Raw genomic sequence first — 24,522 nt, 5'->3', positions numbered from 1 at the left:
TGCGGCCATTGGCGGGCAGTATGCACAACATTCAGTATTCGCACCTGCATTTCCACAATGTCATATACGACCATATAGCTGCTGTGGACGACCAGCTCAAAGGTGTCCGGCACCCTCCCGCCCCGGCCCATTCTTGGGAAATCCCGGAGCACTGCTGTTCTTTCTGCTATCAGGCCATCGAGTGCCAGGGCTGCAAGAGGGTTGTCTTCCTCAATGTAGTCATAAATGTCTTCACGATCCCTGACGGCTTCTGGCGTCCATAGCAGCTCCATCATTCAGGGGCAGCCATGCGAGCGCGGGTCGCTGTGCGGCGAGCGGCAAAGCGGGCTTCAACATCAGACGCAGGAATCAGGTTGCCCGCCTCCGCAGATGCCCGCGACTGCTCGACCTTCTTCGCCAGCCAGGCATCGTATTGCTGGACTTCTTCCTGTTTGGCCACGTAACTACGCATGAAGTCGCGAAGAAGCTGGGCTCCGGTACGGTCATTAGCTTTGGCGGCATTGGCAAACTCAGCCTTCAGGCCGTCATCGACTCGAAAAGTAAAAGTGGCATCACTCATGGCACCATCCTCATGTGTTACACGCAATGTGCAGTGTAGCACTACACCCTGAATGTCTCTATGTAGTTGGTGCTCATACTAGAGTTTGCGCTGTACCGGAATCCGCATGGCCAGCGGTACAGTAGCGGTACATACATCAGGTTTGTCCATCTGCGCATAAATACGCTAAACTACTGATGCACAAGTACTTTATACTTATTTCAATTACGCTCGTATACGCTTGATTTTCCTAGACATAGCGTGTCAGCGGCAAACTCATAATCCGTTGGTGCCGTGTTCGACTCTCGGGGGGGCACCACTATTCATGCGGGTTTCCAGAGAACTGGGAACCCGCATTTCTTTTTGCGCCGTCAGCAAATTGTCAACAAGGTGGCTCTTCCCTAAAGGAGATAGGCACTCAGGCTCGGCTCTTCTCCATAAACGGGTGCCCCAAGTATTACAAATACAGTGCTGCGTAGCTCATCGACTCTAGCCGCAGCCGCGACTCATATTCCGTTGCGTCCGCAAATGCGGCAGCGCTGCCAAGGCGTCAGGCACATGGCTTGCGCACTGCTACCCATTGCAAAGACAAAGGAGCAAATCATGACCAGTAAACAATCTGACGCCCCACCGCCTCACACCAAAGCCAAGACCAGCTCCCAACCTAAGTCCGCCCAAGAAGACGGCCGCGAGTTTCCCAGCGAACAGGGCGATGACCTGGATGCGCGACTCAATGAACCATACGGACCAGGCCAATACCGCTCTGGCATTGAAAGCCCGGAGCAGCCTTCGAAAAAGAACCCCGGTCATACGAATCCTGCCCACAATACACCGGGTCATGAGCGTGGGGATAAGCCGCAGCAAGCACGGCAGTCAACGGCCGGCGGGGAACACGCCAGTTATCCTGGTATCGAGGGAGAAGAAACGCGTCGGATGAAAAGGGAATCCAAACCCCCTGTTGAGCCGGCTTCGGAAAAGCATCCTGAGACGATACATCCCAAAAAACGCGAACTGGATTCGGGGTCCTGATCGCCCTGTACGCAAAAATCCCGCGTGGCCAACGCCCAAAGCGGGATTCTTGTCATCATTCGGTCAACTCGTATTCTGTAATCCTGCACAGATTTTGGGTATCTTCCAGGGTTTCGAAGCGTTCGTCGCGGAACTCGAATCGTAGGTCGTATTGGCAAGCACCCCGCTTGTCTTTGAAGCGCACCTGATAGCGACCACCGGGCGGAATGGCGTCATCACCCAGCAAGTCCTCCTCCCAATCGCTCGCGTCAGTTGGAGATGCGTAAAACTTCTCTACCACACCGGACGTCTTGTTCACAATCGCAAAAGAAAATACTTTGGCGCTCGCAACGGGAGCTGCCCGAATGGGCACCGCAGTGATACCAACTAACGCGTTTTCATTTTTATTCCGGGTCAAAAAGAGCCGGAATAATATCGGAAACGAAATTCGCTGAATAGTGTTGGGCTTGTCACGCACGATGAACGGCGTTCGAATGTCGTCCAGACCTGAAGATGCGCCGCCCCCAGCCAGAATCAGGAGCAGTTTCACATCGCCGGCCGAATATTCTGGTCATCTCAAGAGGCGACTCCACCTCGAGCCGCTCGAGCGTCTCAACAGGCAATTCCACCTCGAGCCGTTCCGGCTCCTCGCGCTTTTCTTGAAACCGCCGTTGCCCGAGCATGACGTGTTCGCCGCGCATCGTGACCCGCGGCACCGGATATACTTGTGGTCCGCCCGAAATACTCTGCTAACGTTGAATCCCGCTGATCTCCAGACCCTGGTCACACTCAAGATGCCATTTGGAAAGTACAAGGGCCGATTATTGGCCGACCTCCCGGGGCCGTATCTTGCATGGTTTGCACGGAAAGGGTTTCCACCCGGCCAGATCGGGCGGCTACTGGAACTGATGTACGAGATCGACCACAACGACTTGCGAAGTTTGCTTGTTCCCCTAAAAAAGACTGAACGTCGTCAGACGGGAAGCTGACGTTCCAGGGTGTCCAGCACCTCGTAGCAAGGAAGGACACTCGCTGCCGAAGAACGAGCTTCGCGACCTTCCCGAATCGCCGCCACAAATTCGCGGTCTTGCAGCTCGACCCCATTTATTGAAACGTCGATGCCACTGACGTCCACTTTCTCGTTCGCGCCTGTGTACAGGTCGTCGTACGATGCAATATAGGTAGCGCTATCGCCGATGTAGCGAAACGTCGTGCCAAGCGGCCCATCGTTGTTGAAGCTCAAGGCCAGGGTACACAACGCCCCGGTACTGCTTTTGAGCTGAATGGACATATCCATGGCAATGCCCAGTTCGGCATGTTGCGGGCCCTGCAAGATATGTGATTGGGTAATAGTGCCTCCGTCCTGATACAGGAAAAGGTCTACAGTGTGCGCAGCGTGATGCCAAAGCAGGTGATCCGTCCAGCTGCGAGCTTGGCCCAATGCGTTGATATTGCTTCGACGGAAGAAATAGGTTTGCGCGACCAGATGCTGCAAGTGGAACTCTCCGGCCTCGATTCGGCGGCGAACGTATTGATGACTTGGGTTATATCGCCGCGTGTGCCCACACATGGCTACCAACCCCTGACGCCTGGCTTCCTCTACAACTTCGCGCGCTTCGTCCAGCCGGTCTGCCAGCGGAATTTCAATCTGTACATGCTTGCCGGCTTTCAGACAAGCCAAGGCCTGTCGCGCATGCATGGGAGTGGGCGTACACAGAATGACCGCGTCCAGGCCTGGCAGGGCCAGAGTCTCAATAAGGTCACTGCTATGGTGAGGCGCTCCAAAACGCATGGCGACATCACGCGCCCTGTCGACTTCTGAATCCACCACAGACAATAGATTGACGCCATCAATCTGGCCCAGGGATTCCAAATGCTTGACGCCGAAAGCTCCGACACCTGCAACGGCTACATTGATGGGTTTCGTCATTGACCTGCTCCTGGATAAGTGCTGTGACGCCGTCCGGGCCACCTGACTATGATAGCGTCACCCGCCACGGCAATAAATGTAAAAACGGGCCCGATGGGGCCCGTTTGGAATTGCAAGGGGAAACTCCCCATCAAGCGACAAGCAACTTAATTGCCCTCGAGGAAGCTCTTGAGCTTGTCGGCACGACTGGGGTGCCGCAGTTTTCGCAGCGCCTTGGCCTCGATCTGGCGTATACGCTCGCGCGTTACATCGAACTGCTTGCCGACCTCTTCGAGAGTCTGGTCGGTGCTCATTTCGATACCGAAACGCATGCGCAACACCTTGGCTTCGCGAGGTGTGAGTGAATCGAGTACCTCTTTGACCACGTCACGCATCGAACCGTGCAAGGCCCACTCTGACGGCGACAACGTACCGGTGTCTTCGATGAAATCGCCCAGGTGGGAATCGTCATCGTCGCCAATGGGAGTTTCCATGGAAATGGGCTCTTTGGCGATTTTAAGGATCTTGCGAACCTTGTCTTCCGGCATATCCATTTTCTGCGCAAGGGTGGCCGGATCGGGTTCGGCTCCGGTTTCCTGCAGAATTTGGCGATTGATGCGATTCATCTTGTTGATGGTTTCAATCATGTGCACCGGAATACGAATGGTGCGGGCCTGGTCTGCAATCGAACGCGTAATAGCCTGACGAATCCACCACGTTGCATAGGTGGAGAACTTGTAGCCGCGACGATATTCAAACTTGTCGACGGCCTTCATCAAACCGATATTGCCTTCCTGAATAAGATCAAGGAACTGCAAGCCGCGGTTGGTGTATTTTTTGGCAATCGAAATGACCAGACGCAGGTTGGCCTCGGTCATTTCGCGCTTGGCCTTGCGAGCCTTTGCTTCGCCAGTGGCCATTCGCTTGTTGACGTCTTTGAGGTCCTTGAGCGGTAGTACGACACTGGCCTGGAGGTCGATGAGCTTTTGCTGCAGCTCTTGAACTGCCGGCACATGGCGCTCGAGAGTTTCAGAGTACGGGTGCCCCGCCGCAACTTCCTGAATGACCCAGTCGAGGTTGGTTTCGTTACCAGGAAAGGCCTTGATGAAATGCGCACGCGGCATGCCGGCGCGATCGACACAGATGTGCAGCACTTCGCGCTCGAGCTGCCGCACCTGGGCAACCTGTTCACGAAGGGTATCAGCGAGGCGTTCAACCATCTTGGCCGTGAAACGCACTCCCATGAGCTCGTCCAAAATGGCTTGCTGAGCCTCTTCGTACTCGGGAGTGTTATAGCCCTTGGTTTCGAAAGCCTTGCGCATTTTTTCGAACCACACAGCAACGTTCTCGAACTTCTTGAGCGCCTTGGTACGCAAATGTTCGAGCTGCTTGCTGCTCATGCCGCCGGCAGGACCGTCTTCGTTGTCGTCATTACCTACGGCTACGCCCGCGCCTGCGTATTCTTCGCCCTCTTCGTCAACCAGACCGTCAACCACCTCGTCGATCTGGGCATGTCCGTCGCGCACACGCTGTACGTAAGCCAGGATTTCATTGACAGTGGTAGGGCAAGCAGCGATGGCCATGACCATGTGCTTGAGGCCGTCTTCGATGCGCTTGGCAATTTCGATTTCGCCTTCGCGTGTCAGAAGTTCGACCGTGCCCATTTCGCGCATGTACATGCGAACGGGATCGGTAGTGCGACCGAAATCCGAGTCGACGGTAGTGAGGGCTGCTTCGGCCTCGTCCTCGACGTCGTCGTCGTTGGAAGCAACAGGCGCGTTGTCGTTGAGCAGAAGCGATTCGGCATCGGGGGCCTGGTCGTACACCGAGATGCCCATGTCGCTGAACGTGCTGATAATGCCATCGATAGCTTCTGCATCGACGAGGTCGTCAGGCAGGTGATCGTTGATTTCCCCGTATGTGAGGTAGCCTCGCTCTTTGCCAAGCTTGATCAAAACCTTGAGACGGTTGCGACGTGCTTCCTGTTCTTCGGGCGTCATCTGGCTGCGTGCAGGGGCATCTTTATCGCCCTTGCCGCGCTTGCCACCACGTTTGGGGGTCGGCTTGAAATCAGGAATGACTTCGAGTTCAACATCATCATCGTTGAAATCGACGGAATCATTGTTGGCTGATTTGGCGGGCCGGCCGGGCCGACGTCCCGAAGGTGCAGCACGGGTAGCCTTGACAGCCGTTTTCGCCGCCTTCTTGGCAGCAGTCTTCTTGACAGCGGCCTTTTTGGCAGCTGTCGTTTTCGCCGCAGCCTTTTTAGCAGCAGCCTTCTTGGCAGGCGCTTTTTTGGCGGCGGTGGATTGAGCCGTAGCTTCGGCCTTGGCATCCGCCTCGACCTTTACAGACGTCTTGGAAGTGCTTTTGGTCGCGGCAGCCGTCTTACGCTTCTTTTCGGCCTGTTCTTCGGCTACCAACGGGTTCTTACCTGTGGCTTTGGTCATAGTCGCTTCCGTAATTGCAAATAGGGCGCGCAGGATAACGGCCCATATTGCATGGCAAAACTACTCTCGCACGTCAGCGGACCAAAGCACTCAAGACCGACCTGTAACTCAGTGCCCATAGCGATAAAATCCTTGTCTTCGTGTGTGCAAGGCCAAAAGGGGCTAACCGGCGTAAGACCGCATCCTGGTGCATTGGCCACTGGGGCAATGCGAAAAACTCTTTATTTTACAACACTCAATGCGCAGAGGCACTATTCAAAAGTGCCAGTCTGCGCGTCAATTTCTGGTATCGCTGGCGAGACGCCTCGTCCTTGAGGCCCTTTGCGATCAATTCAGACTGTTCGGCCTTGATTGCCTCCAGTTCAATGCGATGCATCGCGTCGTTCCACTCAGCCAGCGGGTCAGGCAGATCATCCTGATCCAGCAACTCTGTACTTAGACTATTAAGAACCTGCGTCAGTTCCTCAGCTGGGTCTGCCGCCTGCAGCAGCGCACCCACATGACGGGCACCACTGGTATGGGCTAACGCAATCAGATCTCGTACAAGTACAAGATGGGGCCCTTGTTCAAGAATTTCAAGCTGCTGATCGCCCAAATGGTCAACGAGCTCGGGATGCGCCAGCAACAGCCTCAACAAGCGCTTGGCCATGGGCGTCACGGCGCGCGGCCGTTGAGGCCGGCTCGAACGCGAAGCCACCCGGCCCTGGGGCTCAGGCTCCCAGGGTACCGAAGGCTCATGATCGCCAAACGGGATGTTGTCGAAATGCGGCGGCTCTTCATGCGACGAACCGAATTGCGGTGGAGCTTCTGCTGAAATTGGCTGGTTCGCACGACCGCCCCCAGACGAGTCCGGCGCTGCTTCGAGCATGCTCGCAAGCTCTTCGGGCGTAAGTTTTACCATCTGGGCGAACTCGCGCTCGATCTGCATTCTCAAGGTGCCCGGAGGTATTGCAGCCAGAAGCGGTTTTGCCTCGTGCACACAGGCCGCCCTGCCCTCAGCTTCGTCAAGCGCATGATGCGATGCCAGTTCATCAAGCATGAACCGCGAAAGCGGATCTGCCTCGGCCAGGGAAGCCCTGAACGCTTCTGCACCAAACTCGCGCACATACGAATCCGGATCGTGCTCTGGTGGCAAGAACAGAAACCGTATGGATGCATCGTCCCGCAATAATGGCAGGCAAACCTGAAGTGCCCTCCAGGCCGCGCGGCGCCCCGCCTTGTCACCGTCGAAACTGAATACGACCTTGTCACTGACGCGCAACAATTTCTGAACATGTTCGGGCGTTGTCGCCGTGCCCAGGGTGGCTACTGCGTTCTCGATACCCTGCTGGGCCAGACCCACCACATCCATATAGCCTTCGACCACCAATACGCAGCCTTCAGTGCGCACGGCCGACCTGGCTTCCCACAAGCCATAAAGCTCGCGCCCTTTGGAAAAAACGGCTGTTTCGGGCGAATTGAGGTACTTGGGCTCACCCTTCGCGATCAGTCGACCGCCAAACCCGATGACCAGGCCGCGCGAGTTCCGGATAGGGAACATCACGCGTTCGCGAAACCGGTCGTACCGACGTCCGTCCTCGGACTCGATGACCAGGCCCGATTCCACCAACAATGGGTCTTCGTAGTTGGAAAAGACCGTCGCAAGGCCACGACGGTCGTTGCCGCTCCATCCCAGGCCGAAGCGAGCTGCCACCTGCCCGCTCAAGCCGCGCTGCTTGAGGTAGGCCACGGCAGCCGGAGACCCCTTCAGGGAGCGCTGGTAAAAGGCATTGGCGGCGTCGAGTATCTGCTGGTGACGCGATACTTCTTCCTTGCGACGCTTGGACGCAGCCTGCTGGGCGGGGCTGCGATTTTCTTCGGGCACAACCAGGCCGACCGACGCAGCCAGGCTGCGCACCGCCTCGGGGAAACTGGCCCCGGTGTGCTCCATCAGAAACGATATGGCGCTGCCATGTGCTCCGCAGCCAAAGCAGTGGTAAAACTGTTTGGTGGGGCTGACAGTGAATGAGGGGGATTTTTCGTTATGAAATGGACACAGGCCAAGCAAGTTGGCCCCGCCCTTGCGCAACTGCACATAGCGCCCGACGACGTCGACTACATCTACCCGGGCGAGAAGCTCTTGAACAAAAGAGTCTGGTATCAATAGAGGCGCGGGGGCAATTGTTGGCTGCGGATGCGCTTGTAATGACGCTTGACCGCGGCAGCATGCTTACGCTTGCGCTCGGCGGTGGGCTTTTCATAGAATTCGCGTGAACGCAGCTCGGTCAGCAGGCCGGTTTTTTCGATGGTACGTTTGAAGCGGCGAAGGGCAGCTTCAAATGGCTCGTTTTCTTTAAGACGAACGGTAGGCATGTATCAATAGGCCTCGTAAAAAAGGTGGGCGGTATTTTGTAAAGCATTAGATTCTACCATATTACTTACCGCTTCGCTTTCCTTTGCGCACCCAAGCTTCCAACTGATGCGGGCGCAGGCTGTCGTAATCTTCGAAGGGCTGGTGAATCCAGGGATTGGTCGGAAGCTTCTCGACATAGTAATCGGGAGTGGCCTTGGAGTGGCCTTTCCACCACAATACAGCGCTGCGCATTTCGGTAATGGCCGGGAACTGCTCGCGAAGATGTTCACCGACACGGATGAACGTCAGGCCCGTATCGACCATGTCGTCGACCAGCAGGACACGCCCATCGAGCGTACCTCGAGTGATGGTGATGAACTGGGCAATGTCAAGGCTGCCCTGTTGGGTACCCGCTGCCTCGCGGTAACTGCTGGTTGCCAGTATACCCAGTGGAACGTCATAGATGCGAGACAGCACGTCTCCGACTCGTACGCCACCCCGGGCCAGACAGATAATCTTGTCGAACTGCCAGCCGGATTCATGGATGATCAGGGCAAGTCGATCTATCTGTGCGTGATAGTCATCCCAACTGACCCACAGGTCACGATCGGTACTGGGCGGCAGGCTCATGGTGTACTCCCTGGGTTTGCATGCAAGTAAGGAGCGTAATAATACCCCCCGCCGACGGCCGTTGCAAAACCCTTAATTACCAAAGGGGTGTCGTAACACAATGGTTTCGAGGCGATCCGGACCCGTCGACACCATGTCGATAGGCACGTCACAGACTTCAGCGATACGCTGCAGATAATTACGAGCATTGACCGGCAAGGCGTCGTACTCGGTGATGCCAACGGTGGACTCGTTCCAGCCCGGCATTTCTTCAAGTACCGGTTCGGCCTGGGCCGTGGCATGGGCACCGTTCGGCAGCACATCCAGGAACTCGCCCTTATAACGATAACCAACGCCGATCTTGATGGTTTCCACGCCGTCCAGCACGTCCAGCTTCGTTACGCAAAGGCCCGAAATACCGTTGATCATGACTGCGCGCTTCATGGCGGCGCCGTCGAACCAGCCGCAACGACGCGGGCGACCGGTAACCGAACCAAATTCTTTGCCGACTGTGGCCAGGCGAACCCCGGTATCGTCGAGCAATTCGGTGGGGAATGGCCCGGAACCCACGCGTGTGGTGTATGCCTTGGCGATGCCCAATACGTAATTGAGGCTTTGCGGGCCCACACCCGCACCGGCGGCTGCCGCACCCGCAACGCAATTGCTGCTGGTCACAAATGGGTAGGTACCATGATCGATATCCAGCAGCGAACCTTGCGCACCTTCGAACAGCAGCTTGTGGCCGGCCTTCTGGGCAAGATGCAGGTTGTTGGAGACATCTGCAACCATCGGCTGGATCTGGCCGGCGAATTCCATGGCCTGGTCGCGGACCTGCTGTGCCGATATCGCCTCGGCTCCCAGATACCGGGTTAGCACAAAGTTGTGGTAATCAAGCGCTTCTTCAAGTTTTTCGTCGAAGATTTGGGGATCATAGAGATCCTGGACCCGTAGCGCCCGTCGTGCGATCTTGTCCTCGTAGGCGGGGCCGATACCGCGTCCGGTCGTACCGATCTTGCCTTCGCCCTTGCGCAGCTCGCGGGCCTGGTCCAGCGCCACGTGATACGGAAGGATAAGCGGGCAGGCAGGCGATATCTGCAGTCGCGAGCGAACATCCAGGCCTGCCTGTTCGAGCTCGGCGATTTCCTTGAGCAGGGCCTCGGGCGAAAGGACCACGCCATTGCCAATGTAGCAGGTCAGCCCGGGGTGCATGATTCCCGAAGGGATAAGCCGCAGGATGGTCTTTTGACCGTTGATCCATAGTGTGTGGCCGGCATTGTGACCACCCTGAAATCGCACTACGCCCTGGGCCGATTCTGCCAGCCAGTCGACGATCTTGCCTTTGCCTTCATCACCCCACTGGGTGCCTATCACGACGATGTTCTTGCTCATAACGTTTCGATGTTTGACCCGCCTGGGGCCCTGAATGGTTGAACCGCGAGCCGGCGGGCGGCCGCACGAAGATAAAGAATCAGTTTATAGCCTTGACCTGCCATTTCCCGTCAATTTGAACAAGCTCACGATCAACGGTGAACTCATCCAGATCGTGGGCTTGCCCCGGCAGCGACTGCACCACGATTTCGCCGGAGGCACGCAGCTCGCGCAAGGTTTCCATCAGTGCAGGGTCGGTACCCCACGGCGCGCGGATAGCCTTGGTGAGCGCGGCAGGCGGAAGGCCGGACGACAATTTGCGCAAATCCATGCTGAAGCCTGTTGCCGGCCGTTCTCGTCCAAATACACGACCTATTCCGTCGTACCGGCCGCCCTTGACCAGCGCATCGTGCCAGCCCTGCGCGTAAATTGAAAATATGACGCCAGAGTGATACCCGTAGCCGCTTCCCGCATCAGCCAGATCAATGGAGAATTCATAATCGGGCATCGCCCTGACAAGCGTTTCGAGGTCGGCCAGCGCCTGTTTGATTCGGGGCAAATCAGGCAATACTGATCGTGCCTTTCCCAGGACACCGGCATCGCCGTACAGGGAAGGCAGGGTCAACAGCGCATCAAGGGTTTCCGGCCGTACATCGGGCACCCGGCCTGCAAGCTCTTGAATTCCGGGTATATCTTTGGTGCTGAGCAGGTCGATGACCTCGTCGGCGACCGGGGCCAAGGCAAGATCAGAATCGATAAGACTATGCACGATACCCTGGTGGTTCAGATCGAGACGCGCACCCTGCACACCTGCCCTGTGTACGCTTTCGAGCGCAAGCTGAATGATTTCGATGTCGGCCTCGACGCCGGCATGCCCGAATAGCTCGGCGCCGATCTGCAACAACTCGCGATCTGACAGCAACCCCGCCGGACGCGCGTGCAATACCGAACCGCAATAGCAAAGCCGGGTGACGCCTTCGCGATTGAGCAGGTGCGCGTCAATACGGGCGATTTGCGGGGTGATGTCCGCACGTAAGCCAAGGGTGCGACCCGACAACTGGTCGACCAGCTTGCAGGTACGCAGTGCTAGATCGCTTCCCTTGTCAGACAGGAGCGAATCCAGATACTCGACCAAAGGTGGCGCAACGAGCTCGAATCCATAGGCGCGATACAGGTCCAGAAGCTCTCGCCGCAGTTCTTCGATACGGCGCGCTTCGGCCGGAAGTACGTCTGCCAGGCTTTCTGGCAACAACCAGGTGGAAATCATGCGAGTCGGTATTAAAGCGGTTGGATTGGGTCCAAACAAAAAGCGACCGGGGGCGTAAGCCCGCCAAGTCGCTTGCGGAGTATTTCAACTTACGGCGTATTGTACCGTGATGTGGCGCCATTCCCAAATTGAGGGGAAACGGCCACTGCCGGGTACCATTTGCCGCAAAACTCGGGCTCAGGGCGAAGCCGGTTGTTGTCCACCTTGAACGCCTTCCCAGAAACGGAAGAAATGCGAGTCGGGGCTGATGACAAGCAGGTCGTCTTTGCTGGAGAATGCAGAGCGGTACCCCTCAAGGCTCTTGTAAAAACTGAAGAACTCGGGGTTTTTGCTGTACGCCTCGGCAAAGATGGACGTGGCTTCAGCGTCGCCCTGCCCTCGAATCTCTTGGGCTTGCGCGTAGGCCGAGGCCAGGAGCTCTTGTCGCTGACGATCTGCCTGAGCACGAATCCGCTCGCTATCTGCCGCGCCCGACGCGCGAAGACGGTTGGCTTCTTCTTTACGCTCGGCTTCCATTCGTCGATACACAGACTCAGAGATCTCAGGGGCAAAATCAATACGGCGCAGTCGGACATCGACCACTTCGACACCCAGCGGACGCGCGCGGTTATCGACGGTGGTCAGCATTTCTTTCATGATGTCGCCACGCTGGCTGGACACGACTTCCTTGACGGTACGTACGTTAACCGACGCGTTCAGCGCATCACGAATTTGGGCGCTGAGCCGTTCTTCGGCCGCGCGGGTGTTCGCCCCGAACGTCACGTAGAACTGACGGGGATCGATAATGCGCCATTTGACGAACGAATCGATAAGCAGGTTCTTCTTTTCGGCGGTCTGGATACGCTCGGGATCCTTGCTTTCGATAGTCTGCAGGCGCTTGTCAAGAAACACCACGTTCTGGAATGGCGGCGGCAGCTTGAAGTAAAGACCGGGCTTGGTGATGGTCTCACGCACTTCACCCAGCGCAAAAACGAGCGCCGAATCGCGCTCACGCACGACAAATACACAAGAAGACAAAACGGCCAAAATTATCAGAAGGCCAATGAGGTACGGAAAAAAGCGTTGCATTAGGGCCTCCGGTTAGCGCGAATAAGGATTGGCAAGCGCGCCCGAGGCGCCATTGCTATACGGAGTGTTTCGCGTTCTTGTCGACGACGAACCCTGGGCAGCCGCGCCTGTGGCAGCGGCAGCCGAGGTGCTCGAGTCTGACCCGGAATCCGGAGCCGGCGGAGCCGGACGGGCTGCCTGACCCGTTATCTTGTCCAACGGCAGGTACAGCATATTGTTTTCGCTGGCTGTGTCGACGACGATCTTGGCAGTACTTTCAAGTATGCCCTGCATCGTGCTCAGATACATGCGTTCGCGTGTGATTTCCGGCGCCTTGGAGTACTCGGTTTCCACACTGGCAAACCGTGCTGAATCACCCTGGGCATCACCAATGACCTGTGCACGGTAACCTTCGGCCTCTTGCAGCATGCGGGCAACCTGACCCTGGGCCTCGGGGAGCACTCGGCTGGCATAGGCGTTACCTTCGTTTATCAGGCGTTCGCGATCTTGGCCGGCCTTGACGGCGTCGTCGAATGCTGCCTGCACTTGTTCGGGCGGCTGAACGTTCTGTATGGCGACCGTGCTTACCTGTATGCCAGTTTGATAGCGATCGAGGATCTCTTGGGCAAAGCGTTGCACGCGGGCGGCAATTTCAGTACGGCCCGAATACAGGACTGAATCCATCGGCTGCTGGCCCACTACTTCTCGCATGGCGGTTTCGACGGCCTGGCGTACGGACTCGTCAGGCTGGCTTGTCTTGAACAGGTAGTCGGGCGCGCCTTCGGGATTGAGCCGGTACTGCACCACAAACTGGACATCCACAATATTCTCGTCGGTGGTGAGCATCAGGGATTCGCTCAGGACCTTGTTTCGGGCATTACCGCGAAAACCGACTTCAAATGTACGCAGCTGGGCGATGTTGACAGTTTGGGAATCTTCGATCGGGTACGGCAGTCGCCACTGCAGGCCGGGAGTTAGGGTTTTGGTATAGGCCCCGAAGCGGGTAACGACTGCAACCTGCCCTTCCTGAACGATGGTAAAGCCGCTGGCCAGCCACAAGGCCACCAGTACGACAAGGATCACACCGATGGTTTTAGGAGAACCTTTGGGCAACGAGGGGCCCGAACCACTGCCACCGCCCCCATTGCCGATACCACCACGACGAGGTTTGCGGCCAAACATGGCTCCCAGGCGATTATTGAAATCGCGCCAGACTTCATCGAGATCAGGCGGACCACCACCCTGGTTGGGCCTTCGGGGAGGCTCGGAATCGTTACCGCTTCCGCCACGGCCCCAGCCCGGGTCATTCAGATTGAAGATTTTCGATATTGAACGCATTGCTTCTCGTTGTCTGGCCAGCCTCTACGATTGCCCCACGCAAAGCGTCCAGGCCGGCACGCTTCAGGGCGCTTACAAATACTCGGGCAATGGTACCATGTTCGTCACGCTCCACCCGGGGTTCATAGCCCGTTTCGTCAATTTTGTTATAGACAAGAATGGTGGGAATTTCGTCGGCGTGGATGTCGGCCAACACCTTGCGAACTTCGGCAATTTGTTCGTCGCGCTGATGACTGGACGCGTCCACCACATGCAACAGCAAATCGGCATGAACCGTCTCTTCGAGGGTCGCGCGAAACGCGGCAATCAGCGTTGGCGGCAGGTCGCGAATGAAGCCCACGGTATCCGAAAGAACCACCTGGCCCGTACCTTCAATCCACAACTTGCGGGTCGTTGTATCGAGCGTGGCAAACAGTTGATCTGCTGCGTACGCGTCAGCACGGGTCAGGGCATTGAATAGTGTGGATTTGCCTGCGTTCGTATAACCAACCAGAGACACTGACAGAGTGCTGCTGCGAGCACGCGCGCGCCTTTGGGTAAGGCGCTGTCTCTGCACGCGGTCGAGCCGTTCCTTCAGAAGCTTGACCTTGGCGCCAATCATCCGTCGGTCCATTTCAAGCTGGGACTCGCCCGGACCACGCATGCCGATCCCGCCCTGCTGCCGCTCCAGGTGGGTCCATAAGCGAGTCAATCGGGTAGACAGGTGCTGCAACTGAGCCAGTTCAACCTGCAGCTTTCCCTCATGGCTCTTGGCTCGCAAGGCAAAAATATCCAGAATCAGGGAGACGCGGTCGACTACCCGCCGCTTGAGCACGCGCTCGAGATTTCGCTGTTGGGCCGGACTAAGGGCCTGGTCAAACAGGATGATGTCGGCTTGTCCGGTGTCTGCCATCAGCAAGGCCTCTTCGACTTTGCCCTTGCCTATGAAATGCGCAGCGTCCGGTCGCGCCCGGCGTGCCACGACCGTCCCGACGATTTGCGCACCCGCCCCTTCGGCCAGCATGGCAAATTCTTCGGCATGCGCCTGGTAATCCGGTTCGCCCAGATCGACGCTTACTATCAAAGTCTTCATTCACCGCCTAAAAATGAAACCCGCCGGCGCATGGCACTCGGCGGGCTTTTCCAGCTTGCAATGGCTTCTGACAAATCAGGCTGCAGACTGATCATCCGACTGAAAATTCACCGGGCGTGCGGGCACGACAGTGGAAATCGCGTGTTTGTAGACCATTTGAGTGACTGTGTTGCGCAGCAGAACGACGTATTGGTCGAAAGATTCGATCTGCCCCTGCAGTTTGATTCCGTTGACTAGGTAGATGGATACGGGCACGTGATCCTTACGAAGAGCGTTCAGGAATGGATCTTGTAGTGTTTGCCCTTTATTACTCATTGGCTTAACTCCAATTGTGTTGTTATATGAATGATGCTCAAAGAGATACTTTACAGGGTTTTCCCGCAATGCGCCATGAGACTACGACGCTTTAGTGTATATTTTTGCGCACCTTTTTTACTGTACGTTGCCCAGAATATCCGCCAGGGCCACGCATAAACGTCGACAATCCCGGTCGGTACCGACGGTGATTCTCAGGTATTGATCAATACGGGGCAACCCGAAGTGGCGAACCAGAATGTGCTTTTCGCGAAGCGCTGCGGCAAGCTTGGTGGCGTCGGCAACACGGTGTCGGGCAAAAACAAAATTGGCAGCACTGGGCAATACATCGAAGCCCATGCCCTGCAGATCCAGGCAAAGCTGCTCCCTCGATTGGATGATTGCTTTTCGAGTCTGATCAAAATAGGCCGTATCCTTGATTGCGGCCAATGCTCCTGCCTGTGCCAGCATATCCAGCGGGTAAGAATTGAAGCTGTCCTTGACCCGCCGCAGCCCTTCGATCAGTTCGACGGACCCCATAGCGTAGCCGACCCGCATACCGGCCAGTGAACGCGATTTTGAAAACGTATGAACAACCAGCAGGTTGTCATGCTGATCCAGCAGTGACACAGCCGATTGTGCGCCGAAATCGACATACGCTTCATCAACCACCACAACGGTATCCGGATTGGCGCCGGCAATTTGCGAGATTTCGTCCAGCGTCAGTGCCATGCCGGTCGGAGCATTCGGGTTGGCGAAAATGATTCCCGCCGCGCGCCGCGCCCTTTCGTCCGTGTAATCAGATATCCTCAAGGAAAAATCTTCAGCCAGAGGGACCGTTTCGAAGGGAACGTGGTAAAGCCGGCAATACGTGGGATAAAAGCTGTATGTGATGTCGGGCATCAATACCTGCCGGCCTTCGCGCAGAAACAAGCCATGAAAGATATGCGCCAGCACTTCATCCGAACCGTTTCCGACAAACACCTGCGCAACGTCCACCCGGTAACAGGCCGCGATTTCTGTACGCAGCGCAAGCGCCTCTGGATCGGGATACAGGCGCAGGCGATCATCCAGCATTGCCTTCATGGCCTTGATGGCCAAGGGTGATGGGCCGTAAGGATTCTCGTTGGTATTGAGCTTCAGCAGGTCAATGACCTTGGGCTGCTCACCCGGAACATACGGGACAAGATCAGCAACGTGATCGCTCCAGAAACGACTCACTTGGACTCCTGGATGTAAGGATTGCGGGAAGCCTTGAATTCGATGCGCAAAGGAGTGCCCTCCAGCTTGAACGCCGCCCGGAACCGCGCTTCGAGATAGCGCCTGTAGGAATCTGGAATCGCATCCAGCGCACTGCCGTGCACAATGATGCGCGGAGGGTTTTGGCCCCCCTGGTGAGCGTAGCGCATCTTGGGACGATAAATGCGTTTCCGCGGTGGGGGTTGCTGTTCTACTGCTGCAAGAAGCTCTCGAGTCAGACGAGGTGTGGAAAGCTTGGCGAATGCCGCCGCATGCGCTGCGTTGACGGAACGCAACAGCGCATTGACTCCCTGCCCGTTCATGGCAGAAATCGTATGCATCTTTGCAAATGACAGGAAGCGCAACTTACGATCGAACTCGCGGCGGATCAGCTCTCGGCGCTCGTCATCCAGACCGTCCCACTTGTTGATGGCAACGACCAAAGCGCGTCCTGTTTCAAGCACAAACCCGGCGATATGAGCATCCTGATCGGAAATCTCAGTTGTGGCGTCCAGCATAAGGACAACCACATTGCACGCTTCAATAGCCTGCAATGTCTTGATGACCGAGAACTTTTCAATGGCTTCGAACACCTTGCCCCGCTTGCGCAGGCCGGCTGTGTCAATCAGCGTGTACGACTTGTTTCCGCGGGTGAATTCGATTTCAATGGCGTCACGCGTGGTGCCGGGCATATCGAAGGCGATGACACGCTCTTCGCCCAACAAGGTGTTGATGAGCGTTGATTTACCGACGTTTGGCCGACCCACAATGGCAAGCTTGATACGGTGAGGCGGCTCATTGGCCGAAGCGTCGTCTTCGCCTTCGGGTTCGCTTGCCAGGTCGATGCCCTCTGGCCAGGCGACATCGGCATCGTCGACGGTTTCGTCGTCGGCCTCGAAAGGTGCGTCCACGTGAGCAAGTGCCAGTTCTATGAGATCGGCAACACCATCGCCGTGAGAAGCTGAAATGGCATGCGGCTCGCCCAGGCCCAGTTCGTGAAATTCGGCAGTGACACCCGAGTGACGCATGCCTTCGGCCTTATTGACGGCCAATACCACCTTCTGACCCGACTTTCTGAGCAGGCTGGCAATTTCATGGTCGTGAGCGTTGACACCCGCCCTGGCATCAACCAAAAAAATGACCACATCGGCCTCGGCAATTGCCTGGCGCGTCTGCCTGGCCATCTCGCGCAAAATTCCGTCCTTGGCGACAGGCTCGAATCCACCGGTATCGACGACGAGGAACGGACGGTTGCCCATCCGTCCCTCGCCATAGTGGCGATCACGCGTAAGGCCCGAAAAATCGGCAACCAGTGCCGCCCTGGAACGAGTCAGGCGATTGAACAACGTGGACTTCCCCACGTTGGCCCGGCCCACCAGGGCGACAACCGGCTTGAAAAAAGTAGAGTTCAATTCACACCAACCAAAACCAGATTGCCGTTGCCCGTTTGAACGAGCACGCCGCGATCGCTGCCCACCAGCGGCGAAACCACGGCCCCGCCGCCAACCTGAACGCGGCCAAGCAGCCGGCCGTCAGAACGCGACAGGAAATGCACATAACCTTGGTAGTCTCCTACCGCAACGGCTTGTGGAACGACTGCCGGGCCCGATAAGCGGCGATTGCGCAGGCCGTCCTGCTTCCAGACCTCCTGACCGTTTACCAATCCATAGGCGTAAACCACGTCGCGCTGATTGACCGCGTAAACATGCTGCGGATCGGTGGTCATGCCCGTGGTACTTGAGAAGGGTTGTTCCCATAGGGGTCGACCGCCCTGAGTGATATCAAAGCAGACGATGTGTCCCTGATAGGCTACACCGCACATCAGGGGGCCTTGAATCTGCGGTGCGCCAACGATGTCACTGATACGTTCCAGATCGGTTGCACCACGCGAAACGGTGACAGTGCCTTCCCATTGCACCGCACCGCTGGCGGCATCGATTGCAATGAGCCGGCCATTGGGCAAACCGGAGATCAACATCTCTTCGATGATGACCATCTGCATATTGGTCTTGAGAGCCAGCGCCGGCCCGGGTCTTTGCACGTTCCATAGCGGCTCGCCGGATTGGGCGTCAAACGCCTGAATGCGGTAATCGCTGCTGCGGACAGCCACAATTCCGGCACCCACAGCCGGAGGAATATCTACCTGGCTTGATGCACGCGCCTGCCATTTTTCGCGGCCCTGTTCATCGAAGGCGATGACGGTTCCGTCGCGTGCGGCGACGGCAGTTACGCGACCGTCGGAACCCACGCCTGCAGACAAAGCCTTGCCCGCGTCGGCGCGCCATTGCACGGCTCCGGTGGACAAGCCGACCTTTACCACCGAACCATTGGGGGCCGCCGCATAGGCAGCATCGCCTACCACATGGGGAGCGAAGCCGCTGCCACCATCTCGGCCTACAGATACATTCCAGGCAATGTTGGCAGAGATCCCCGCCGGATACTCGGTTAACGGAACAGGTTCATAACGCGGATTGCTCGGCGAAAACATCGAGCAACCTACAAGAACCGCCGCCCCAAGGCCTGCAGTCGTTAATGTCAAGACACGACGGAAGAAGTTAGCTTGCATGGATCAGGCTCCACCATTTGCATCGATTTTTAGTTGTATGACCTGCACCAGTGGATCGTCCCCGAGCTGGGTGACTGCCGTCTGCCAGGCCTGTACTGCTTCGTCCTTCTTGTTCTGCGCCGCCAGGATATCGCCCCGCCGATCTGCGAACAATCCCTCAAATGCCGGCGGTGCGGCATCTATCTGCGCAAGCGCTTCATCGTATTTTTGCTGTTCAAGCAAGATGCCCGCAAGACGGAGACGAGCCAGGGGAACCAGCGCGGGATCGTCGCCCTGAGCTACCAGCCATTCAAGCTGCTCGCGCGCGCCATCAAGGTCACCCCTGGACTTGAGCGCCGCAGCGGCTATCAATACACCACGCGATGTGTAGCCGGAGTCAGGGAAATCCTTGCGCAAAGTTTCGCTGGCCGCCTTGATACGCGGCAACGAATCCTCTGACTGTTGCACAGCAGCGTTCTCGAGCGCTTCAAAGTAACCCATGGCTTGCGAGGCCTGGTGCCCCTGATACCACTGCCAGGCCCGCACACCGGCAAAAATGAGTACCGCTCCGACGAACACGATGACAATCAATGTTCCGTAACGGTCCCACCAGGCCCGTAGAGCGTCCAGTTTCTCCTGTTCTTCTAAATCGTATGCCATGCTTTAGACCTTTTGTTTCAGTTCTTCTACGAGGCGATCCATGGGGATGACCTCTTGTTGTGCTTGCGTGTCGTCGGTTTGACGCAGCCACTTGACACTAACCTGCCGGTTCTTGAGTTCGTCTTCACCCAGGATGACGGCCACCTGCGCCCCACTTGCGTCGGCCCTCTTGAATTGCGATTTGAAGCTGGCCGATCCGGGATGAACAATAACCTTAAATCCGTCATCACGCAGTGCCTCTGCAAGTTTAGCTGCCTCTCGCTGCGCGTCGTCGGACTGATGCACCATATAGATCTGGCACTCGGGCGGCGCCTGGAAAGGCGCGGTCTGGTCCCACAAATCGAGAAGGCGCTCCATGCCGATGGCAAAGCCCACGGCAGGCGCAGGCTTTCCACCCAGCAACTCAATCAGACCGTCATAACGTCCGCCTCCGCAAACCGTCCCCTGCGCACCAAGCCTGTCTGTAACCCATTCAAAGACAGTCAAGTTGTAATAGTCGAGACCACGAACCAGGCGTGGATTCAACTGATAGGCTATTCCGGCATCGTCCAGACGCTTGCGGACGCCCTCAAAATGAGCAAGAGACTGTTCGCCCAGAAAATCAAACAAGCGCGGAGCACTGTTGGCCATATCCTGCATTGCCGGATTCTTGGTGTCGAGCACCCGCAGGGGATTGGAGTGCATGCGCCGGCGCGCTTCTTCGTCCAGCACATCGATGTGCCGTTCCAGATGTTGCACCAAGGCTTCGCGATGTGCCTTGCGCTCGTCCGCCTGGCCAAGCGAATTGAGCTCGAGCCGGATATCGTTCAGGCCGAGCAGCTTCCATAGCCGGGACAACATGATGATCATCTCGGCATCAATGTCCGGGCCGGCCATGCCAAGCGCTTCGACGTCGATCTGGTGAAACTGCCGATAGCGCCCTCGCTGCGGCTTTTCGTGCCGGAACACAGGACCCAGTGCATATACGCGCTGAGGGCGATCATAGAGCAAATTATGTTCAATGGTGGCGCGCACCATGCCAGCCGTAAACTCGGGACGCATGGTCAGGTGCTCGCCATTCAATGCATCCGTAAACGAATACATTTCTTTTTCGACGATGTCGGTCACTTCGCCAATACCGCGGGCAAACAGGCGGGTATGCTCAAGAACCGGAGTGCGCATATTGCGATAACCATAAGCGGCCAGCCACTTTCGGACGATGTCCTCAAGATGCTCCCATTGGGCGCTGCTATCGGGTAGGGTGTCCTTCATGCCCGTGACGGCATGAACTTTTCTGAACGACTGCGACATAAATACTTTTTAGGAAACTGTTAGGGTCGTTGTGCGCCCGGCACCCCGTAGCGCCGCTCGACATAATTCTCGACAATGGCCTGAAACTCGGTCGCGATGTGGTCGCCCTTGAGGGTGACCGTCCGCTCGCCATCGATATACACAGGCGCCGAGGGAATCTCGCCCGTACCCGGCAAACTGATGCCAATATCGGCGTGCCGGCTTTCGCCCGGCCCATTCACCACACACCCCATCACTGCCACGTTCATGGATTCGACGCCGGGATAACGGGTTCTCCAGACCGGCATCTGCTTGCGCAAATAAGATTGAATGCTATCGGCAAGCTCTTGAAAGACCGTGCTGCTGGTTCTACCGCAACCCGGACATGCAACCACCATGGGCGTAAAGGCACGAAGCCCCATGGTTTGAAGGATTTCCTGCGCAACGACAACTTCACGAGTGCGGTCACCGCCGGGCTCAGGAGTAAGCGAAATGCGTATCGTGTCGCCTATACCTTCTTGCAGCAGTACGCTAAGGGCAGCGGTAGAGGCAACGATTCCCTTGCTTCCCATGCCGGCCTCAGTCAGGCCCAGGTGCAGCGGATAATCGCAACGCGAGGACAGGTCGCGGTATACGGCGATCAGATCTTGTACATGACTGACTTTGCATGAAAGCACGATGGCGTCGCCAGGCAATCCGAGCTCTTCGGCCCGCATTGCATTGCTGATGGCAGACACAACCAGCGCTTCCCGCATGACCGCCTGGGCGGTCCAGGGACGATCTCGCTTGGCGTTTTCATCCATCATGCGGGCCAGGAGCTCGTGATCGAGGCTGCCCCAGTTGACGCCTATACGCACCGGTTTGGCGTTGCGAGCGGCGACCTCGATCATTTGCGCGAAGTTGTCATCGCGTCGCTTGCCCCCTCCCATATTGCCGGGATTGATCCGGTACTTGGATAATGCTTGAGCACACTCGGGGAACTGGCTAAGCAACTTGTGGCCGTTGTAATGAAAATCGCCTACCAGGGGCACCGATACGCCCATGCGGTCGAGTTGTTCACGAATGGCTGGCACCTCGCGAGCGGCCTCTGGCGTATTGACCGTGATGCGCACCAGTTCGGACCCCGCCATAGCCAGTTCCTTGACCTGAATGGCTGTAGCTACCGCATCAGCGGTATCGGTGTTGGTCATCGACTGCACGACGACCGGTGAGTCACCGCCCACCCGCACGGTATTGTCGGCCCAGCTTACGTTTACGCGGCGCGTTTGCCGACGCGGAGCAGGTCCAACCAAAGCGGGAGAGCCAGTGCTTGAACTAAAATTTGACGAATCTGTCATTACCTGAGTGCTTTCAGCCAATCAAAGATCAACCAGGATTCGGGCACCCAACCCCGATTGATCGCATAAACACCGGCAACAACGACAACGGCAACTATTACCAGCAACCAGCCCCACGAGCGGGAGCTGCTTTCAGAATGTAAAGGTAGGTCGGTTTCGCTGAGCCTGGCCCTTTGAACAGGCATTGAGGCGGGTGCGGCAGCCTGGCTTCCCACCTGATTCTCGAGCATGGTCAGCAAAGCCTGCATGTCTGCCTCGAGAAAGCGCGCATAGTTCTTGACGAAGCCACGCAGCAGCATGCCCTGCGGAAGTTCGTCCCAGCGCTCGTTCTCGAGCGCATCGAGTTGACGAACAGAATATTTGAGACGCCCTGAAGCGTCAGAAAGGCTGATACCCCGGGCATTGCGGATCTGGCGCAGCGATGCGCCCAGGCCTTTTGCCTCGTCGGGTTCGGCCAAGGGTTCGGAATTGGAACTGACAGCTCGAAGCAGCGGTTTATTCATTCGCGTTCCTCTATGATGGCTATGGTCGCGCGATCAGGTAGCCGCTCATGGATACGTGTGCGGTCCTGGACGTCGCCGGCAAGCTGCCCGCAAGCAGCTGCGATGTCGTCGCCACGGGTTTTGCGCACAGTCGTAACGACGCCACCATCCATGAGACGTTGCGCGAATAATCGCACGCGAGCCGCAGGAGAGCGCTTTAGCCCCGACTGCGGAAAAGGGTTGAACGGAATCAAATTAAACTTGCATCGGACACGTTTTGCAATAGTTATTAATTCCGCCGCATGCTCATCGCTATCGTTGACGCCATCGAGCATGATGTACTCGAAAGTAATGAAATCGCGTGGCGCATGCTCCAGATAACGATTGCACGCATCGAGCAGTTCAGAAAGCGGGTGCTTGCGATTTAGAGGGACCAGCTTGTCGCGCAGCGCGTCGTTGGGCGCGTGCAAGGACACGGCCAGCGCCACCGGGCAGTCGCGTGCCAGCCGGTCGATCATGGGAACCACCCCCGAAGTAGACACCGTGACCCGGCGTCGGGACAAGCCATAAGCATTGTCATCGAGCATGAGCCGCAAGGCTCCCAGCACCTGGTCGTAATTGAGCAGGGGTTCTCCCATGCCCATCATGACGACATTACTGATGACACGCTGGGGCTGACTGGCCGGCGTGCCATCTGGGCGGGAAATACGGGCACTGGAGGAATCGGCCTCAAGCACGCGCTTTGCATACCAAAGCTGCCCGATGATCTCGGCGGTGGTCAGGTTCCGGTTGAATCCCTGATAGCCCGTCGAACAAAAAGGACAGGCCACCGTGCAGCCGGCCTGACTGGAGATGCACAAGGTACCGCGATCGTCTTCGGGGATGAACACCGTTTCGACAGCATTATTGCGCCCGACATCAAACAGCCACTTGCGCGTACCATCGTTCGACCTTTGTTCGGTCTGGACACTTGGAGCGGCCACGACGCAACTCTGGGCAAGCTGCCGCCGAAAATCGCGGGCCAGGTCGGTCATGTCGTCGAACGAGTCAACGCCACGCTGATGAATCCAGCGCTGCAGTTGCTTGGCACGAAACGGCTTGCACCCCCACTGTGCGACCAGATCGCTCAGTTCGGGGCTGCCAAGGCCAAGAAGGTTTACAGGTTCGGTTTGAGACATGGACAACTTGCCTGCCCGCGTTTGCGGCGTCAGAAATTAACGGCTGTAGATATTGCTTTCGGGGAAGAAGAAAGCGATTTCAACGGCGGCGGTTTCAGGAGCATCAGAACCATGAACGGCGTTGGCGTCGATGCTGTCTGCGAAATCGGCGCGAATCGTGCCGGGCTCGGCCTTCTTGGGATCGGTGGCGCCCATCAGGTCGCGGTTCTTTTGAATCGCGTTTTCACCTTCGAGGACCTGAACAAACACCGGACCCGAAATCATGAATTCCACCAGATCCTTGAAAAAGGGGCGCTCTTTGTGAACCGCATAAAAACCCTCGGCCTCGGCGCGCGACAATTGCTGCAGGCGAGCGGCCACCACCTTGAGGCCTGCCTGTTCAAAACGGGCGACGATTTGTCCGATAACGTTTTTTGCAACGGCATCGGGCTTGATAATGGAAAGAGTGCGTTCAATAGCCATAAAATATCCGAGGAGTGAAAAAAGGAGATTTCGAGCCGCGAGCCCGGACGAGTATGCTTGCGCATAATGGTCCGATCCTTTGACCGGAAACCATAAGGTTTAAAAAAAGCAAATTTGC

25 protein-coding genes are annotated in these 24,522 nt (G+C 57.0%); 2 read left to right on the top strand and 23 right to left on the bottom strand.

What is annotated here, in order from left to right; genetic code table 11:
• The coding region (locus Q1J88_RS05765; RefSeq protein ID WP_301116619.1) for a type II toxin-antitoxin system RelE/ParE family toxin at positions 1 to 275 on the bottom strand (275 nt) is incomplete at its 3' end.
• Positions 272 to 559 carry a hypothetical protein gene (locus tag Q1J88_RS05760; protein ID WP_287110272.1) on the bottom strand — a complete coding sequence of 96 codons (288 nt, stop codon included), beginning with the start codon at positions 557 to 559 and terminating at the stop codon, positions 272 to 274. The genes Q1J88_RS05765 and Q1J88_RS05760, both read right to left, overlap by 4 nt.
• A gap of 582 nt (positions 560 to 1,141) precedes the next feature.
• Here Q1J88_RS05760 and Q1J88_RS05755 point away from each other — a divergent pair.
• Positions 1,142 to 1,567 (top strand): hypothetical protein, encoded by a 426-nt coding sequence (locus Q1J88_RS05755; RefSeq protein WP_301116618.1) that lies wholly within the window; start codon positions 1,142 to 1,144, stop codon positions 1,565 to 1,567.
• Positions 1,568 to 1,622: 55 nt separating this feature from the next.
• Here Q1J88_RS05755 and Q1J88_RS05750 read toward each other — a convergent pair whose 3' ends face one another.
• Positions 1,623 to 2,096 (bottom strand): hypothetical protein, encoded by a 474-nt coding sequence (locus Q1J88_RS05750; protein ID WP_301116617.1) that lies wholly within the window; start codon positions 2,094 to 2,096, stop codon positions 1,623 to 1,625.
• A 205-nt stretch (positions 2,097 to 2,301) separates the two neighbouring features.
• Here Q1J88_RS05750 and Q1J88_RS05745 point away from each other — a divergent pair, with 205 nt between their 5' ends.
• A complete protein-coding gene (locus Q1J88_RS05745; RefSeq protein WP_301116616.1) occupies positions 2,302 to 2,535 on the top strand; it encodes a DUF3820 family protein in 234 nt (77 codons plus the stop codon).
• On the opposite strand, the gene Q1J88_RS05740 is transcribed toward Q1J88_RS05745, so the two are convergent.
• From Q1J88_RS05740 to ndk, 20 genes are all read right to left on the bottom strand, one after another.
• Complete coding sequence (locus Q1J88_RS05740; RefSeq protein WP_301116615.1) at positions 2,520 to 3,476, bottom strand: Gfo/Idh/MocA family oxidoreductase; 957 nt, start codon at positions 3,474 to 3,476, stop codon at positions 2,520 to 2,522. The two genes, Q1J88_RS05745 and Q1J88_RS05740, sit on opposite strands and share 16 nt — an antisense overlap.
• Before the next feature lie 146 nt (positions 3,477 to 3,622).
• Entirely contained in the window at positions 3,623 to 5,905 is a 2,283-nt protein-coding gene (gene rpoD, locus Q1J88_RS05735) for an RNA polymerase sigma factor RpoD (protein ID WP_301116614.1), read from the bottom strand.
• 235 nt (positions 5,906 to 6,140) lie between these two features.
• Positions 6,141 to 8,048 carry a DNA primase gene (gene dnaG / locus Q1J88_RS05730; RefSeq protein WP_301116612.1) on the bottom strand — a complete coding sequence of 636 codons (1,908 nt, stop codon included), beginning with the start codon at positions 8,046 to 8,048 and terminating at the stop codon, positions 6,141 to 6,143.
• A complete protein-coding gene (rpsU, locus tag Q1J88_RS05725) occupies positions 8,045 to 8,257 on the bottom strand; it encodes a 30S ribosomal protein S21 (RefSeq protein WP_301116611.1) in 213 nt (70 codons plus the stop codon). The genes dnaG and rpsU overlap by 4 nt, the downstream gene beginning before the upstream one ends.
• 61 nt (positions 8,258 to 8,318) lie before the next feature.
• On the bottom strand, positions 8,319 to 8,867 hold the full coding sequence (locus tag Q1J88_RS05720) for a phosphoribosyltransferase family protein (protein WP_301116610.1): 549 nt from the start codon (positions 8,865 to 8,867) through the stop codon (positions 8,319 to 8,321).
• Between the two features lie 72 nt (positions 8,868 to 8,939).
• Positions 8,940 to 10,235: an adenylosuccinate synthase gene (locus Q1J88_RS05715; protein ID WP_301116609.1), complete on the bottom strand. Its 1,296-nt coding sequence runs from the start codon at positions 10,233 to 10,235 to the stop codon at positions 8,940 to 8,942.
• A 79-nt stretch (positions 10,236 to 10,314) separates the two neighbouring features.
• A complete protein-coding gene (locus Q1J88_RS05710) occupies positions 10,315 to 11,478 on the bottom strand; it encodes an ATP phosphoribosyltransferase regulatory subunit (protein WP_301116620.1) in 1,164 nt (387 codons plus the stop codon).
• 180 nt (positions 11,479 to 11,658) lie between these two features.
• Complete coding sequence (gene hflC, locus Q1J88_RS05705) at positions 11,659 to 12,549, bottom strand: protease modulator HflC (protein ID WP_301116608.1); 891 nt, start codon at positions 12,547 to 12,549, stop codon at positions 11,659 to 11,661.
• A gap of 12 nt (positions 12,550 to 12,561) precedes the next feature.
• Positions 12,562 to 13,866, bottom strand: a complete 1,305-nt coding sequence (hflK, locus tag Q1J88_RS05700) for an FtsH protease activity modulator HflK (RefSeq protein ID WP_301116607.1) — start codon at positions 13,864 to 13,866, stop codon at positions 12,562 to 12,564.
• Positions 13,832 to 14,938 (bottom strand): GTPase HflX, encoded by a 1,107-nt coding sequence (hflX, locus tag Q1J88_RS05695; RefSeq protein WP_301116606.1) that lies wholly within the window; start codon positions 14,936 to 14,938, stop codon positions 13,832 to 13,834. Before hflX ends, hflK begins: the two co-directional genes overlap by 35 nt.
• A 75-nt stretch (positions 14,939 to 15,013) precedes the next feature.
• A complete protein-coding gene (hfq, locus tag Q1J88_RS05690) occupies positions 15,014 to 15,253 on the bottom strand; it encodes an RNA chaperone Hfq (RefSeq protein WP_301116605.1) in 240 nt (79 codons plus the stop codon).
• A gap of 117 nt (positions 15,254 to 15,370) precedes the next feature.
• Positions 15,371 to 16,453 (bottom strand): histidinol-phosphate transaminase, encoded by a 1,083-nt coding sequence (gene hisC, locus Q1J88_RS05685; protein ID WP_301116604.1) that lies wholly within the window; start codon positions 16,451 to 16,453, stop codon positions 15,371 to 15,373.
• Entirely contained in the window at positions 16,450 to 17,883 is a 1,434-nt protein-coding gene (gene der, locus Q1J88_RS05680) for a ribosome biogenesis GTPase Der (protein ID WP_301116603.1), read from the bottom strand. Before der ends, hisC begins: the two co-directional genes overlap by 4 nt.
• On the bottom strand, positions 17,880 to 19,037 hold the full coding sequence (bamB, locus tag Q1J88_RS05675; protein ID WP_301116602.1) for an outer membrane protein assembly factor BamB: 1,158 nt from the start codon (positions 19,035 to 19,037) through the stop codon (positions 17,880 to 17,882). Before bamB ends, der begins: the two co-directional genes overlap by 4 nt.
• Before the next feature lie 3 nt (positions 19,038 to 19,040).
• A complete protein-coding gene (locus Q1J88_RS05670; protein WP_301116600.1) occupies positions 19,041 to 19,676 on the bottom strand; it encodes a tetratricopeptide repeat protein in 636 nt (211 codons plus the stop codon).
• A gap of 3 nt (positions 19,677 to 19,679) precedes the next feature.
• Entirely contained in the window at positions 19,680 to 20,966 is a 1,287-nt protein-coding gene (gene hisS, locus Q1J88_RS05665; protein WP_301116599.1) for a histidine--tRNA ligase, read from the bottom strand.
• A 20-nt stretch (positions 20,967 to 20,986) separates the two neighbouring features.
• The gene (ispG, locus tag Q1J88_RS05660; protein WP_301116598.1) at positions 20,987 to 22,282 is read right to left on the bottom strand and encodes a flavodoxin-dependent (E)-4-hydroxy-3-methylbut-2-enyl-diphosphate synthase; all 1,296 of its coding nucleotides are present in this window, start codon (positions 22,280 to 22,282) and stop codon (positions 20,987 to 20,989) included.
• Entirely contained in the window at positions 22,282 to 22,785 is a 504-nt protein-coding gene (locus Q1J88_RS05655; RefSeq protein WP_301116597.1) for a helix-turn-helix transcriptional regulator, read from the bottom strand. The genes ispG and Q1J88_RS05655 overlap by 1 nt, the downstream gene beginning before the upstream one ends.
• The gene (rlmN, locus tag Q1J88_RS05650; protein WP_301116596.1) at positions 22,782 to 23,942 is read right to left on the bottom strand and encodes a 23S rRNA (adenine(2503)-C(2))-methyltransferase RlmN; all 1,161 of its coding nucleotides are present in this window, start codon (positions 23,940 to 23,942) and stop codon (positions 22,782 to 22,784) included. Before rlmN ends, Q1J88_RS05655 begins: the two co-directional genes overlap by 4 nt.
• A 36-nt stretch (positions 23,943 to 23,978) precedes the next feature.
• On the bottom strand, positions 23,979 to 24,404 hold the full coding sequence (ndk, locus tag Q1J88_RS05645; protein ID WP_301116595.1) for a nucleoside-diphosphate kinase: 426 nt from the start codon (positions 24,402 to 24,404) through the stop codon (positions 23,979 to 23,981).
• Positions 24,405 to 24,522 lie beyond the last annotated feature (118 nt).

This window comes from Pusillimonas sp., assembly GCF_029263785.1.
Classification (GTDB): Bacteria; Pseudomonadota; Gammaproteobacteria; order Burkholderiales; family Burkholderiaceae_B; genus Pusillimonas.
Note: the sequence above shows the minus strand (reverse complement) of the source record. Positions and strands in the feature narration are given on the sequence as shown.